Origin of the sequence: Paenimyroides viscosum (genome assembly GCF_003858535.1) — a bacterium.
Classification (GTDB): Bacteria; Bacteroidota; Bacteroidia; order Flavobacteriales; family Flavobacteriaceae; genus Flavobacterium; species Flavobacterium viscosum.
On record NZ_RQTJ01000029.1, the window covers coordinates 20,566 to 35,117 of the forward strand.

14 protein-coding genes are annotated in these 14,552 nt (G+C 34.2%); 8 read left to right on the forward strand and 6 right to left on the reverse strand.

Features of this window, described 5'->3' with window-relative positions:
* Nucleotides 1-78: 78 nt before the first annotated feature.
* The 4 genes from xerD to EG242_RS11560 form a co-directional block, all read right to left on the reverse strand.
* The gene (gene xerD, locus EG242_RS11545) at nucleotides 79-966 is read right to left on the reverse strand and encodes a site-specific tyrosine recombinase XerD (RefSeq protein WP_124900024.1); all 888 of its coding nucleotides are present in this window, start codon (nucleotides 964-966) and stop codon (nucleotides 79-81) included.
* A gap of 48 nt (nucleotides 967-1,014) precedes the next feature.
* Nucleotides 1,015-1,635: a porin family protein gene (locus EG242_RS11550; protein ID WP_124900025.1), complete on the reverse strand. Its 621-nt coding sequence runs from the start codon at nucleotides 1,633-1,635 to the stop codon at nucleotides 1,015-1,017.
* Between the two features lie 48 nt (nucleotides 1,636-1,683).
* Nucleotides 1,684-2,487, reverse strand: a complete 804-nt coding sequence (locus EG242_RS11555) for a porin family protein (RefSeq protein ID WP_124900026.1) — start codon at nucleotides 2,485-2,487, stop codon at nucleotides 1,684-1,686.
* A 98-nt stretch (nucleotides 2,488-2,585) separates the two neighbouring features.
* Complete coding sequence (locus tag EG242_RS11560; protein WP_124900027.1) at nucleotides 2,586-3,239, reverse strand: OmpW family outer membrane protein; 654 nt, start codon at nucleotides 3,237-3,239, stop codon at nucleotides 2,586-2,588.
* A 232-nt stretch (nucleotides 3,240-3,471) separates the two neighbouring features.
* Here EG242_RS11560 and aroQ point away from each other — a divergent pair, with 232 nt between their 5' ends.
* The gene (gene aroQ, locus EG242_RS11565) at nucleotides 3,472-3,885 is read left to right on the forward strand and encodes a type II 3-dehydroquinate dehydratase (RefSeq protein WP_124900028.1); all 414 of its coding nucleotides are present in this window, start codon (nucleotides 3,472-3,474) and stop codon (nucleotides 3,883-3,885) included.
* 31 nt (nucleotides 3,886-3,916) lie between these two features.
* On the opposite strand, the gene proS is transcribed toward aroQ, so the two are convergent.
* Nucleotides 3,917-5,395 (reverse strand): proline--tRNA ligase, encoded by a 1,479-nt coding sequence (gene proS, locus EG242_RS11570; RefSeq protein ID WP_124900029.1) that lies wholly within the window; start codon nucleotides 5,393-5,395, stop codon nucleotides 3,917-3,919.
* 99 nt (nucleotides 5,396-5,494) lie between these two features.
* Here proS and EG242_RS11575 point away from each other — a divergent pair, with 99 nt between their 5' ends.
* The 6 genes from EG242_RS11575 (at nucleotide 5,495) to xerA (ending at nucleotide 12,346) form a co-directional block, all read left to right on the forward strand.
* Nucleotides 5,495-6,385 carry a hypothetical protein gene (locus tag EG242_RS11575; protein WP_124900030.1) on the forward strand — a complete coding sequence of 297 codons (891 nt, stop codon included), beginning with the start codon at nucleotides 5,495-5,497 and terminating at the stop codon, nucleotides 6,383-6,385.
* 35 nt (nucleotides 6,386-6,420) lie between these two features.
* The gene (locus EG242_RS11580; protein ID WP_124900031.1) at nucleotides 6,421-7,950 is read left to right on the forward strand and encodes an OmpP1/FadL family transporter; all 1,530 of its coding nucleotides are present in this window, start codon (nucleotides 6,421-6,423) and stop codon (nucleotides 7,948-7,950) included.
* 85 nt (nucleotides 7,951-8,035) lie between these two features.
* On the forward strand, nucleotides 8,036-8,878 hold the full coding sequence (locus tag EG242_RS11585) for a hypothetical protein (RefSeq protein WP_124900032.1): 843 nt from the start codon (nucleotides 8,036-8,038) through the stop codon (nucleotides 8,876-8,878).
* A 55-nt stretch (nucleotides 8,879-8,933) separates the two neighbouring features.
* Nucleotides 8,934-10,250, forward strand: coding sequence for a 30S ribosomal protein S12 methylthiotransferase RimO (gene rimO, locus EG242_RS11590; RefSeq protein WP_124900033.1), 1,317 nt, complete (start codon nucleotides 8,934-8,936; stop codon nucleotides 10,248-10,250).
* Nucleotides 10,251-10,297: 47 nt separating this feature from the next.
* Nucleotides 10,298-11,215 (forward strand): AEC family transporter, encoded by a 918-nt coding sequence (locus tag EG242_RS11595; protein ID WP_124900034.1) that lies wholly within the window; start codon nucleotides 10,298-10,300, stop codon nucleotides 11,213-11,215.
* A gap of 105 nt (nucleotides 11,216-11,320) precedes the next feature.
* Nucleotides 11,321-12,346 (forward strand): site-specific tyrosine recombinase/integron integrase, encoded by a 1,026-nt coding sequence (gene xerA, locus EG242_RS11600; protein ID WP_124900035.1) that lies wholly within the window; start codon nucleotides 11,321-11,323, stop codon nucleotides 12,344-12,346.
* Nucleotides 12,347-12,522: 176 nt separating this feature from the next.
* Here xerA and erm(F) read toward each other — a convergent pair whose 3' ends face one another.
* A complete protein-coding gene (erm(F), locus tag EG242_RS11605) occupies nucleotides 12,523-13,323 on the reverse strand; it encodes a 23S rRNA (adenine(2058)-N(6))-methyltransferase Erm(F) (RefSeq protein ID WP_004295323.1) in 801 nt (266 codons plus the stop codon).
* Nucleotides 13,324-13,564: 241 nt separating this feature from the next.
* Between erm(F) and EG242_RS11610 the strand changes: the two genes are divergently transcribed.
* Complete coding sequence (locus EG242_RS11610; protein WP_124900036.1) at nucleotides 13,565-14,353, forward strand: APH(3') family aminoglycoside O-phosphotransferase; 789 nt, start codon at nucleotides 13,565-13,567, stop codon at nucleotides 14,351-14,353.
* Nucleotides 14,354-14,552 lie beyond the last annotated feature (199 nt).

Here is a 14,552-nt window from a genome sequence, read left to right on the forward strand (position 1 = left end):
AGTTCTCGATACAAAATTTTTCGAATTTTTACTGGAACTGACGATCTTGTGTGAAAGAAAATATCCACAAAAATTCAACTATTTATTATTCCAAGGGTGGAATTTTTCTACTTCTTGTTTTAATTTTTGGCGATCTAAATGCAGGTACACTTCGGTTGTAGTAATAGATTCATGCCCCAACATTAGTTGTATGGAACGCAAATCGGCTCCGTTTTCTAATAAATGAGTGGCAAAAGAATGACGTAACGTGTGCGGACTAATGTTTTTGTTGATGCCCGATAGTTTTGCCAAATCTTTAAGAATAGTAAAAATCATTGCACGGGTAAGTTGTGCCCCTCTCCTATTTAAAAAAAGAACATCTTCGGCTTCCTGCTTGATTTTGATTTGGGTTCGTATATTTTTTACATAGTGATTTATTTTTTTTATTGCAGATGATGCTATGGGTACAAAGCGTTGTTTAGATCCTTTACCGTTGACTTTAATAAAACCTTCATCAAAAAACAAATCAGATAATTTTAAACTAATTACTTCTGATACCCGTAAACCGCAAGAATACATGGTTTCTATAATGGCATCGTTCCTTACGCCTTCTAACGTATTAAAATTGATACAACTTAGCAACAAATCAATTTCATGAACACTTAACACAATGGGTAATTTTTGTGCTTGTTTGGGTAATTCTATAAACGTAACCGGATTATTTTCTATTAAAGTTTGTAGAATTAAAAAACTATAAAAATGATTTAGGCTCGATAAAATGCGTGCTTGTGTAGCTGGAGCTAAAAAATCGGCTAAAAAATAAATGAAATTGCGAATATCGGTTTCTTGTACTTTTAAAAAATCATTTTCATCACCTAAAAACTGTTGTAACTTCTCTAAATCGTACAAATAATTTACCAAGGTGTTTTCTGCCACACCTCGTTCTAATTTTAAATAAATTGTGAATTGTTCTATATAATTGTCCATAAAAAAACCACCTATAAAAGGTGGTTAAAAATACTATATTAAATTTTATTAGTCAAATTTATAACCGATACCAACTTGTATCACGTTATTTTTAACAGCATCGCCAGCACTTGTGTTTTCTCTGATATCAGATAAACCTAAGTTGTAACGTGCGTTTACAAATAAACCAACAGGTAAATCATAAGCCAAACCTAAACCAAGACCAAAATCGGTTGATTTAAAACTGTCTTTGTTGTCACCTTTAACATTTGAATTGACACCTGCTATTGTAGTATCTAACTCACTTTCTGCTTTCATTAGAAAACCTATTTGAGGACCTGCTTCAACCGAAAAACCATCAATTATATAATATTTTGCCATAATAGGCACGTTAATATAATCTAACTTTTGTTTACCCTCAAAACTACTCGTAATTCCTAAAAGAGTTGTAGATCCCGATCTACTTGAACCTTGAGCTGAATAAACCACCTCTGGTTGGATTGAAAATTTTTCGTTAAACTTAATTTCGGCTACTGCCCCAACATGGAAACCAGTTAACATATCTGAATTATCATCTCCTGATAAATTTGCAAAATTTAAACCTGCTTTAGGACCAAATTTCACTTGTTGTTGCGCAACTGCAGTTGTAATTGTACCCAATACAAATGCTGCTAAAATTACTTTTTTCATAATACTACTATTTTATTTTAAAAAGTGTATTACCAAAAGTGTGCCAAACTAAAATTTATAACCTACAGAAATTTGTACCGATGTATTTGTTAATGGTGCAAATTTAAAGTTATCGTTCATATAATTCACTTCTCTCAACAAATCGTCGGTAGCATCAGGAATGGTAAATTTTTGATAATCGTTATCAATTTTATAGACATCTTGTAAGCCCATGTAATAACGGAAATTTAGAAAAAAACCACTTTCCATATAATAAGAAAAACCAGCGGTAATTCCGTAATCTAATTTTTCATAAAAATCGTCTGGATCTTTACTGCGGTACCCTGCTTCAAATAGCGCTTTATCTAATTGTGAATAAGATGCTACATAACGTGGATCTGTAAGGTATAAATACTCACGTGCGGTGTTGTATTTATTTGCATCGAACTGACCTTTCGCGTCAAGCATATAACCAATTTGTCCACCTAATTCTATAGAGAATTTTTTACCGGCATAATATTTAAAGGTTACAGGTAAATACATGTAATGCATGGTAACGTCTTCTAATTTCATTGTTTCGGTTACCTTATCGGTAGCAATATCAATTTGATCGTATTCTGCCCCTTTATAACCTTGTACAGCATACTGTAATTCTGCCTGAACGGCAAATTTTTTATAAAAAGACAAAGGTACTTCTATTGTTCCACCAATCTGTAAGCCCGGCTTAAATTCTTGTGTGTTACCACCTGTTAATCTAGACATGTTTCCACCGACTTTTATACCGGTTTCAATTAAATTTCTATGATTACGTTGTGCGAAACTATTTGTTGTTAACAAACCTAAAAAAGCGATTGACAGTAATATTTTCTTCATTAGTTCAGCTTTAAAAATATTTTAAGCCTTAAAGATATAAAAAAAGCCTTTCAAAAATGAAAGGCTCTTAAATTTTTATTAAAATTCTTTTAAATTTCTTACAATTTAAATGTTAAACCGAATGTTGCAGTATCAAAAAAGTTATTAAAGTTGTTGATGTTTGCATGGAAATCGGTTGTTGCTTTAGAATTTGGAGCATCAGATTTTCCTGAATTAAACCCAATTAAGTTGCTTAAAGCAAAGTTTACAGCAATTTTAGGCGTTACAAAGTAATTGAAACCTAAAGTTGCATTTACACCAAAATCGTTATACTTAGGTAATTCTGTATTAACTGTTACATCATCTGTTACCGTGATTGTTTCTCTTTTAGTAGAGTCGTAGCCAATACCTAATTCTGCATAAGGTTGAAATCTTTTCATGTCTGCAATGTAATAACGACCAAATACTTCAAAACCAACCGTACTAAGTCTTGCTTCATTATAATTGGTATTTACATCATTGTAGTCTTCTATGTTTGACGCACCAATGTTTAACCCTAAACCTACAGCAAATTTATCAGAAACAAAATAACCTGCTTTTGGTGTAAAGTTAAAGTTAGATCTTTTTATAGTTTCAGCTCTGTCATCTTGTGTGTTCGCTTGTAAACTACCTTCTAATAAAATGTCACCTTGTTTAAAGGCAAATGGTTGCTCTTGCGCTTGTACAGCAGCTCCCGTTGCTAATACAGCTAATGATAATAAAATCTTTTTCATTTTCTTTTATTTTTTTATAATAGAACAAATTTACGAAATCGATAATTTAGACACCTACACTTTTAACAATTATTTAAAACAACGTTGTTAATTTCTTAAAGAATTCAATTATTGACAATTATAATTAATTACATGTCAAACATTTACATTCCAACAGCTTAAAAAATAAAAACATTTATAGCGATTGATTATTTTTTGATACTTTTACGTTAAAATTTAATATCAACTGCTAATGAAAATAGCAATTATAAACGGCCCTAACCTTAATTTATTAGGAATAAGAGAACCCGAAATTTATGGTAATAAAACATTTGAAGCTTTTTTTGAAGCTTTAAAAACAGAATTCAAAACGGTTGAATTAATTTATTTTCAAAGCAATCATGAAGGTGCTTTAATTGATAAAATTCAGGAATTAGGTTTTAGTTTTGATGGAATTATATTAAACGCAGGTGCTTACACACATACTTCTATTGCTATTGCAGATGCTATTAGTGCAATAACCACACCTGTTGTAGAAGTACATTTAAGCAATGTGTTTAAAAGAGAAGAATTTAGGCATCATTCTTATATTTCGCCCGTTGCAATAGGAACCATCGGTGGTTTTGGGTTGCAGTCTTACACCCTAGCTATTCAGTCATTTATATAAAAAATGCCGTTCAAAAGAACGGCATTTTGTTTTAATATGCTTTTGCAAACATCACTCTTTTTGTTGAAGGTTTGCCTGTAAGAATACAAACTCCGTCTTCATCTGGCTGATCCATAGGAATACAGCGAATGGTTGCTTTTGTTAAGTCTTTAATTTTTTCTTCGGTTTCTGGCGTTCCGTCCCAATGCGCCAATAAAAATCCGCCTTTGGTTTCTAAAACTTCTTTAAATTCTTCGAACGAGTTTACTTCGGTAGTATGTTCTGCTCTGTGATTTATTGCTTTTGTGAATAAATTTTCCTGAATATCGTTCAGTAAATTTTCAATATGATCGATGATTGAATTTTCTGCTACAATTTCTTTTGATAATAAATCGCGACGAGCTACTTCAAACGTTCCGTTTTCTAAATCTTTAGGTCCAATGGCAATACGCACCGGCACCCCTTTTAATTCCCATTCGGCAAATTTAAAACCAGGTTTTTGTGTATCTCTGTCATCAAATTTCACAGAAATTCCTTTCTTTTTAAACTCCGCCATCAATTCATCAACTTTGTTACCAATCTGTTGCAACTGCTCTTCATTCTTATAAATAGGAACAATTACCACTTGTATCGGAGCTAATTTTGGAGGAAGCACCAGTCCGTTATCATCAGAATGCGTCATGATCAACGCACCCATTAATCGAGTTGAAACGCCCCATGAAGTCGCCCAAACATATTCTTGTTTACCTTCTTTATTGGTGAATTTCACATCGAATGCTTTTGCAAAATTCTGACCTAAAAAGTGCGATGTTCCTGCCTGTAACGCTTTACCATCTTGCATTAACGCTTCAATAGTATACGTATCATCGGCACCGGCAAAACGCTCACTTTCCGTTTTATATCCTTTAACAACAGGTATTCCCATGATGTTTTCAACCACATCAACATACACATCCTGCATTTGTTTAGCCTCTGTAATAGCTTCGGCTTTAGTTGCGTGCGCTGTATGACCTTCCTGCCATAAAAATTCAGCAGTACGCAAAAACAAACGCGTACGCATTTCCCAACGCACCACATTTGCCCATTGGTTAATTAAGATCGGCAGGTCACGGTACGATTGTATCCAACCTTTATAAGTACTCCAGATAATTGCTTCAGATGTTGGGCGAACAATTAATTCTTCTTCCAATTTCGCATCAGGATCAACCATTAATTTTCCCGGATTATCTGGATCGTTTTTTAAGCGGTAATGTGTTACAATAGCACATTCTTTCGCAAAACCTTCGGCATTTTTCTCTTCAGCTTCAAACAAACTTTTTGGTACAAACAAGGGGAAATAGGCATTGCTATGACCTGTTTCTTTAAAACGACGGTCTAATTCTCCTTGTAATTTTTCCCAAATAGCGTATCCGTAAGGTTTGATAACCATACAGCCTCGAACTCCTGAATTTTCAGCCAAATCGGCTTTTACAACCAGTTCGTTATACCATTTTGAATAATCTTCTGATCTTGTAGTTAAATTCTTACTCATTTTTAGTATATTGGTATATATTTTGATTAGATAATATTAACAAATTATTTTGTACAAATCTACTTAAATTTGTAACGTTCAACAATAAAAACTTTAAATATGCTACCTAATATCTTTAAGAGATCGAATTTAATACGTTTTTGCCTTGTAACCTCTTCGGGACTGCTTCTTACGGCTTGTTCTGGCTTGAACCAAAAGCCTTACGATGTTGACGGAATTTACAACAACAGCAAGATTGTTGTAGAAGATACGCATGAAAAAGGAGCTTACTATTCTGAATACTTCAAGGAAAAATCGGAAGAAACTGATGCTTATTTTACCGATGTTGATAATTATACATCTAACTACAATGAACCTAACGGCGGTTGGGGCGATACCACTTCTGAAACGCAATTAGTTTACCATTATAACAACTGGGGCTGGGGTAACCCGTACTGGGGCTGGGGCATGGGATTTGGTTACGGTTTTGGCTGGGGTGGCTGGGGCTATCCTTATTATGGCTGGGGCGGCTGGGGTTATCCTTACTACGGCGGTGGCTGGGGTTGGGGTTACAACAATTACAGAAACATTTCTAGAAGCAACAGTTACCGCACATTAACTACACGCCAAATGGCAGGCGCAAACGGAAACCGTATGGTTGCCAACAATACCCGCAGTTTAAGAGGATCAACCTTAAACAGCAGTAGAAATTTGAATGCAACCAACAGAACTTTTGCCAGAGCCAATTCGTCTTTAAATAGAATATCGACAAGTCAGGGAATGATGCGAAACACCAGAACGACCTCTTTTGACGATAACAGAACCATTAGAAACAACAGATTCAACACCAACACGCGTACCAACAACAATACTCGTATGGAACGAAGCACAAGCAGACCAACTTACACTCCATCGTCTAACACCAGAATGAATACCGGTGGCAGCATGGGAGGATCACGTAGTAGCGGAAGTATGGGCGGTGGAATGCGTTCTGGCGGCGGAAGAAGATAATTTATAACGACAATTATAAGATATATAGATACAAGATGAAAAAAATATATTTGCCATTGCTTGCTGTTTGCGCATTTTTACAAACACAAGCACAGGAATTTAACCCAGCAGATGCTATTAGAATTGGTACACAACAAGTAAACGGATCGGCACGTTTTAATGCAATGGGCGGAGCTTTTGGCGCTTTAGGTGGTGATGTTTCGGCTTTACAGATAAACCCGGCGGGTTCGGCATTGTTCAACTATAACAATTTCAGTTTTACGGGAAATGTTCAAATTCAGAAAAACAATGCAGTTTTTAACGGAACCTCATCAACAGCAAAAGAAAGTGATTTGAACCTATCTAATTTTGGAGCGGTGTTTGTGATCGATTCTAAAAATCAAGATCAGGCATTAAAAAAAGTAACCATTGGTTTAAGTTATAATTCTAATGTCCGTTTTAACGATCGTTATTTCAGCAGCGGCATGAGTAATCAATCGGTTACAAACTACTTTTTAGATCACGCTAATTTTGGAAACAACGGCGGAAGTATTCCACTTGATTATGTTCAAACAAGAGAAGGGGAATCTATTACCGATTTATATGATTATCTAAATACCATTCAAAACGGATTTTCTGCTCAGCAAGCCATGTTAGCTTATCAAGGATATCTAATTAATGATACCAATAACGGCTATGTTTTAAACGGAAGTGGATCTTCTTTTTATCAAGAAAACGAAACTTATGTAACTGGTTTCAATAATCAACTGACAGGAAATGTAGGTTTTGATATCAATAAAAAACTGTATTTGGGAGCGAATTTAAATGTACATTTTGTTGATTATCTAACATCATCAGCAATTTATGAAGAGAATCGATCAGCAGTTACAGACGGATATCAAAAATTATTGTTCAACAATCAGACCTATACTTACGGATCTGGATTTTCGTTTAACATAGGTGGAATTTTTAAAGCGACCGAAGAATTAAGAATCGGTGCGTCGTATCAATCACCAACATGGATGAGTCTGCAAGATGAATTTTCGCAAAGTCTTCAAACCAACATTTTACAAGACGGAGCTGTTGAAAACTACAACATCAATCCAAACCTTGTAACCTTGTACAATAAATATTCGGTTAAAAATCCGGGATCAATTTCTGGAAGTTTAGCTTATGTTTTTGGAACCAAAGGCTTATTAAGTGTTGATTATATACGTAAAGATTACAGTACTACCGAATACAGTGCAAGCGGTGCTAATTACAGCAGTACTAATAATTACTACCAAGACATGATGAAAGCAACCAACGAATTTAGAATTGGTGGTGAGTACCGTATAGACAGAGTTAGTTTGCGTGCAGGTTACCGTTTTGCCGACAGTCCGTACAAAAATAAAGAAACCATTGGCGACTTAACAAGCTATAGCGGTGGTTTGGGATATAGTTTTGGCGCATCGCGTATTGATTTAGGTTATCAGTTCTGGCAACAAGATTCGCAACAAAACATCATCAGTTCAGGTACAAACGGTGTTGCAGACATTCAGTCTAAAAACCACAACATCAGTTTAACATATACAGCAAGCTTTTAAAAAGCAGATGTCCATAAAATAAAGTCCTTACTTCCACACAGTAAGGACTTTTTTTATAATATCTTTGCACCAAAATTTAGTACTAATGAAAACGTTACACAAACTGCTTCTTTTAAGTAGTTTAACTTTTATAAACGTGCGTTCTTTCGGGCAGGAAGTTACCACAAACCCTTATACTGCAAACAACAAAGGAAAAATCTTTATTTACTGGGGCGGAAACCGTGGTTATTATTCAAATTCTGATATTCATTTTAAGGGGAATGATTTTGATTTTACCGTACACAATGCTACCGCGCACGACAAACCTAAAGGCTGGCACGTAGATTACATTAACCCCGCAAAAATGACCATTCCGCAAACTAATTTTCGTTTAGGATATTATGTCACAGATCATTACAGTGTTTCGGTTGGTGTAGACCACATGAAATACGTTATGACGCAAAATCAGGAAGCATATGTAAGCGGGAAATATCCAAACGAAGGTATTTATGGCGAATTATTACCTAATGGCAATAAAAAACTAACCGAAGAGTTTTTACAGTTTGAACATACCGATGGTTTAAATTATGTGAATGTTGAATTGGCTCGTACAGAAGATATTTCTAAATATTTAGGAATAACAAATACCGACAAAATTCAGTTTAACGCCATTGCAGGTGTAGGTTCGGGAGTTTTATTTCCCAAAACAAATGCAAAATTATTTGGCAGAGAACGCTACGATGAATTTAAAGTGGCAGGTTTTGGCGTATCGGGAAAAGGTGCAGTAAATGTTACCTTTTTTAAGCATTTATTTATACAATACGAATCGAAGATTGGATACATAAACATGACAAAAGCACCAATATCTAACACACCCGGCGAATATGCCAAACATGATTTCACATTTTTTGAAAGCATAATTGTTGTTGGTGGCATTTTTAAACTGTAAATTAACGTTTTAATAGAAATTAAAAACGTAATTTTGCATCCTCAATTTTAAATCTATGAGAACTAAATCTTTAAAGAAAAATAAAATCAACGTTGTTACCCTTGGGTGTTCTAAAAACGTTTACGACAGTGAAGTTTTAATGGGACAGTTAAAAGCAAGCGGTAAAGATGTTACGCACGAAGCTGCCAATAATGAGGCGAATATCGTGGTAATTAACACCTGTGGTTTTATAAATAATGCAAAAGAAGAATCTGTAAACACCATTTTAGATTATGTAGACAGAAAAGAACAAGGTTTAGTAGATAAAATTTTTGTAACCGGATGTTTATCTGAACGTTACAAACCAGATTTGGAAGCTGAAATTCCAGATGTGGATCAATATTTTGGAACAACCGATTTACCTTTGCTTTTAAAAGCTTTAGGTGCAGATTATAAGCATGAATTATTAGGCGAACGTTTAACCACAACGCCTAAAAACTACGCTTATTTAAAGATTTCAGAAGGATGTGATCGTCCGTGTTCGTTTTGTGCCATTCCTTTAATGCGTGGAAAACATGCATCGCAACCAATTGAAAAACTGGTTAAAGAAGCAGAAAATTTAGCAAAAGACGGCGTTAAAGAGTTGATCTTAATTGCACAAGATTTAACGTATTACGGGTTGGATCTATACAAAAAACGTAACCTTGCAGAATTGCTTGAAAACCTTGTAAAGGTTGAAGGAATTGAATGGATTCGTTTGCACTACGCCTTCCCTACCGGATTTCCGATGGATGTATTGGAATTGATGAAGCGCGAACCGAAAATCTGTAATTACATTGATATTCCGTTACAGCACATTGCAGACAACGTTTTAAAATCAATGCGTCGCGGAACAACGTATGCAAAAACAACGCAACTTTTAAAAGATTTTAGAGCAGCAGTTCCAGGAATTACCATTCGTACAACTTTAATCGTAGGATATCCGGGTGAAACCGAAGAAGATTTCGAAATTCTAAAAAACTGGGTTAAAGAAATGCGTTTTGAGCGTTTGGGTTGTTTTACTTATTCGCACGAAGAAAACACGCATGCTTATTTGTTGGAAGACGATGTTCCTGCAGATGTAAAACAAAATCGTGCAAACGAAATTATGGATATTCAGGCACAGATTTCTTGGGATTCAAATCAGGAGAAAATTGGAAAAACATTCCGTTGTATTATCGACAGAAAAGAAGGAAATAATTTTGTTGCAAGAACCGAATTTGATTCACCTGATGTTGACAACGAGGTTTTGATCGATGCAAGCAAGCACTATTTAAAAGTAGGCGAATTTGCAATGATTGAAATTTACGACGCTACCGAATTTGATTTATACGGAACACCTGTATCAAAATAAAAACCAAACCGAAAGACATCTTTCGGTTTTTTATTGTTTAAAAAACTATGTCCAGCATCATACTACTTTTTCTGTGTCTGTTTATAGGCATCGGAATACAAAAGATCAATAATTTCCCTAAAAATACGGCGGTTGTACTTAACCAATACATTTTATATGTGGCACTGCCCGCAATGGCACTGCATTATCTGCCCAAAATTGAATTAGGATGGAATTTATTGTTACCGGCATCGGTAGCATGGATTGCGTTTGGATTATCATTTTTGCTTTTTAATTTTCTGGGTAAAATCTATAACTGGTCTAAAAAACTTACAGGCTGTTTAATTATTACATCGGGATTGGGAAATACATCGTTTGTAGGAATTCCGATAATTCAGGCTTTGTATGGCGATGAAGGTTTAAACACTTTAATTATTGTCGATTTACCAGGAACATTCGTAGTACTATCAACCGTTGGCGTTTTAGTAGCAACCATGTATTCCAACCAAAAAGGAACAGGTGAATCGATCCTAAAAAAAATGTTCCGCTTCCCTCCTTTACTAGCTTTTTTAGTGGGATTAACAATGGTTTTATTCCAAATCGATTTTCCAGATGCTTTAAGCACTACTTTTAAACAATTATCTGCAACTATATCTCCAATCGCTTTAATATCTGTGGGGTATCAATTGAAATTTAAATCATACAGCAAGCACTTTAAATTTTTAATCTTGGGATTATCTTTTCAACTACTGATACTTCCGTTTGTAATTTTAGCTCTTTTCTATTTTTTATTAGGAAAAACCGACTTGGCTACCAAAGTCTGTATTATTGAAGCGGCGATGGCACCCATGATTACTGGAGCGATATTAGCATCAACCTACGGACTAAAACCCGAATTAAGCAATATGATGGTTGGTTACGGTATACCACTATCGTTTATAACTATTGCCGGTTGGTATTTTATTGTGGAATATTTGTTGGTGTAAATTCTATTTAAAATACAACTATCATTCTATTTAATTCATAAAAAAACATAATTATTTGACACCTATTACCAGTTTTTATATATTTAAAACTTAGAAACTGTAGAAATGAATTGGAAAGCCGAATTAATTATTCACCGAAATGAACCGCGTATTGCCCTTTATTTTGTTAAAGAAACAACACTATTTACTTGGGTTAAAAGTTTTAATGATGTACGATGGAGTGCTACAAAATCATGCTGGCATGTACCTGACACAAAAGAAAACAGGTTCACTTTTAAATTAGCAGAACCTTCTACCCCTTATGCAATTCAAGAGTTGGAGATCTTTAAAAGATATTTGTTATCTAAAAGATACAGTACAAATACTATAAGTACTTATTGTGATGCCTTAAAATCTTTTTTATTTTTTTATAAAGACAAACCGATTAAAAACATTACCAATGAAGATATTATTGTGTATAATAATGAATATATCCTGAAAAATAAGTTATCGGCATCCTATCAAAACCAAATAGTTAATGCAATTAAGTTGTATTTTAAAATTGTTGAAAATAAAAAAATACAGATAGAAGATATACACAGACCCAAAAGAGAAAAGAAATTACCCATTGTATTAAGTAAACCCGAAATAATGAAAGTTATTAATAGTTTAGATAATATGAAACATAAAACACTACTTGCTTTAATTTATTCTGCCGGATTACGAATTAGCGAAGCCTTAAATTTACAACCAAAAGACATAGACAGCGTACGTATGCTAATACACATTAAAGACGCGAAAGGCAAAAAAGACCGATATACTTTATTGTCTGAAAAGGTTTTACTATTACTACGAGAATATTACACCTTATATACACCAAAAAAATATTTATTTGAAGGACAATTAGGTGGAAAATATAGTAACCGAAGCGCTCAAATAGTATTAAAACAAACAGCACAAAAAGCGGGTATATTAAAACCTATAACCTTACATACCTTACGCCACAGCTTTGCTACTCATTTATTGGAAAGTGGCACCGATTTACGATATATTCAAGCTTTACTAGGACACAGTAGCCCAAAAACCACAATGATTTATACGCATGTAAGTAATAGTAGTTTAAAAAAGATAATAAATCCTTTCGATATTTAAAAGATTTTTTATATTTGATAAAATAAAAATGCGAAACAAAACAGTAAAAACATGCGCCTATCTTGTCTTATTTACAAGAAAGTAGTATTAAACCTTCGCATATAAATAAGTTATGCGGCAGCTTAAAAGACGACACCAAACCAGAAAAATCATCTTGACAACCACCCGACTTTGAACTACGAAGGATGAAATTTTTCAGGGACAACTTCCAGCATTTCCAAAAAACAGTTTACCCATTGACTTGGAGACAAACAAACAATTTGAGCATTAAGGTTTAAACCGAATTTTTCCGAAATTGACCTGACCTGACTTTTCCTGAAAATCGACTTTAAAGCTGTTTTTACAGATAAATCAGGTTTCTCTAACAGACAGGAAATAAATGCTAAGTATTTGGCTTTAAACTTAAAATCAAAAAATAACTGTTTTCTTTTAATGTTTAACAGGGCTGATTTGACAGTTGGCGGTGGAAAGAAACTTTCAGGACCTACCTCATAGACAAGTTTCAAATCAAAAAAAGTATGATAGAAAACGGTATATGGATTGTAAAGCTTCCTCGAAAATAACTTTTGTGTAGGTTCTAACTGAAGGACAATGGAACCTCCCAGAAAATTTCCAAGACTCTCAAACATCAGGATTTTGAAAATATCGGAAGTAATGCCATAAGGAATATTTGACACCACTTTGAAAGGAAATTTCGGAACTGCAAAATTCCTAAAATCACAACCGACAACTTGAACATTTCGGGCATCAGAAAATAATTTTCGTAAATGTTCAACCAAAGCTGTGTCGTTTTCAATAGCAACAACATTGTTGGCGATTTTTAATAAATGAACAGTAAGAAACCCCTTGCCTGCCCCAATATCTAAAACCGTATCCTGATTACTTATATTTGCTTGTCTTATTGCATCTTTTATTAGCACTTTATCAATAGTAAAGTGCTGACCCGTAAAACGAACGGGCAATTTCTTTTTTGTCATTAGTAACTTCTTACATTGCTTGACTGCAAATTTAGTAACTTTGCTTGACAAATTAACGAGAAAGAAGAGAAAATGAAAACCGACCGCATAACATCACCTATACGCAAGCAGGGGTTTCGTGCTTCGTAGGACAGTTAAGTGGTAAATTTAAAGTTCAGTTCTTCGTAGGAAGTTCAGTGGTTAAAATCCCTGCCTGCGTATAGCTGAGAACCGTTGGTGGCAAGGCTAAAAGACACAGCAAATGGACATCAGTAAAGACGTAAAAAATCAACTTGACAAATATTTTGGAAATTATACTACCACACAAATTTCAGGTGGTTCAACAAATGCTGAATTGTTCAGGGTTACGACAGATGAATCAAAGAGTTTTATTCTCAAAAAACAAATTTATAGTAACCATAATGTAAACCTCAAATACGATTATCAAAATTATTTATGGCTTGACGGAAAAGTTCCAGTTCCTAAGATTATTTTTTATGAACAATTAAGCGACTTTGAATTGTTATGTATGACGGAACTGCAAGGAAAAACTCTTGAATATTATTTTGATAAAATAGAAACTGAAGAAATTATTAAGCAATATGCAATATCATTGAAAAAACTTCATTCTTTGAAAATCGACAATACTGCGTTGGTTCAACACCTTGACTTGAAAATTTCAAAAGCAAGATTTAATTTAGATAGTGGGTTAATTGATTTTACAGACTTACAACCCGAAAATCAAACTTACAGCCCCGAAGAACTATTTGTGAAATTATTAAGCATAAAGCCATCAGACTATGAATTAGTGTTTACACACGGAGATTACTGTTTTGACAACTTAATTTTTGACAATCATAACTTAAGTGGTTTTATAGACATTGGCAATGGAGGTATAACAGATAAATATCAAGATATTGCACTTGCTGTTAGAAACATACGAGATAATTTTAGACCAGAAATGGTTGACATATTTTACAAGGTATATGGACTTGATAAGCCAAACAAAAATAAAATAGAGTTTTATATATTATTAGACGAGTTCTTTTGAAAGAAGCCCAGCCACCAACATCGTATTGGCAATAGTGGGGCTGATAGTTATAAATTCAACATTTGTGCTTCTATCGGGCATTAGTGCAAATGTTGGGCTGACGTTTTTCAAATGCCCCACCATCGCCAATACGTAACCGTTGTACGACATAGTAAAACCGAACCAAACAAAATGAAAGTCAGAGAAGAAAAGTTAAGAA

Bases quoted from the DNA above. Each gene is read 5' to 3' on its own strand.
- xerD (WP_124900024.1), bottom strand. From the start codon at position 966: ATGGACAATTATATAGAACAATTCACAATTTATTTAAAATTAGAACGA.
- EG242_RS11550 (WP_124900025.1), bottom strand. From the start codon at position 1,635: ATGAAAAAAGTAATTTTAGCAGCATTTGTATTGGGTACAATTACAACT.
- EG242_RS11555 (WP_124900026.1), bottom strand. From the start codon at position 2,487: ATGAAGAAAATATTACTGTCAATCGCTTTTTTAGGTTTGTTAACAACA.
- EG242_RS11560 (WP_124900027.1), bottom strand. From the start codon at position 3,239: ATGAAAAAGATTTTATTATCATTAGCTGTATTAGCAACGGGAGCTGCT.
- aroQ (WP_124900028.1), top strand. From the start codon at position 3,472: ATGAAAATAGCAATTATAAACGGCCCTAACCTTAATTTATTAGGAATA.
- proS (WP_124900029.1), bottom strand. From the start codon at position 5,395: ATGAGTAAGAATTTAACTACAAGATCAGAAGATTATTCAAAATGGTAT.
- EG242_RS11575 (WP_124900030.1), top strand. From the start codon at position 5,495: ATGCTACCTAATATCTTTAAGAGATCGAATTTAATACGTTTTTGCCTT.
- EG242_RS11580 (WP_124900031.1), top strand. From the start codon at position 6,421: ATGAAAAAAATATATTTGCCATTGCTTGCTGTTTGCGCATTTTTACAA.
- EG242_RS11585 (WP_124900032.1), top strand. From the start codon at position 8,036: ATGAAAACGTTACACAAACTGCTTCTTTTAAGTAGTTTAACTTTTATA.
- rimO (WP_124900033.1), top strand. From the start codon at position 8,934: ATGAGAACTAAATCTTTAAAGAAAAATAAAATCAACGTTGTTACCCTT.
- EG242_RS11595 (WP_124900034.1), top strand. From the start codon at position 10,298: ATGTCCAGCATCATACTACTTTTTCTGTGTCTGTTTATAGGCATCGGA.
- xerA (WP_124900035.1), top strand. From the start codon at position 11,321: ATGAATTGGAAAGCCGAATTAATTATTCACCGAAATGAACCGCGTATT.
- EG242_RS11610 (WP_124900036.1), top strand. From the start codon at position 13,565: ATGGACATCAGTAAAGACGTAAAAAATCAACTTGACAAATATTTTGGA.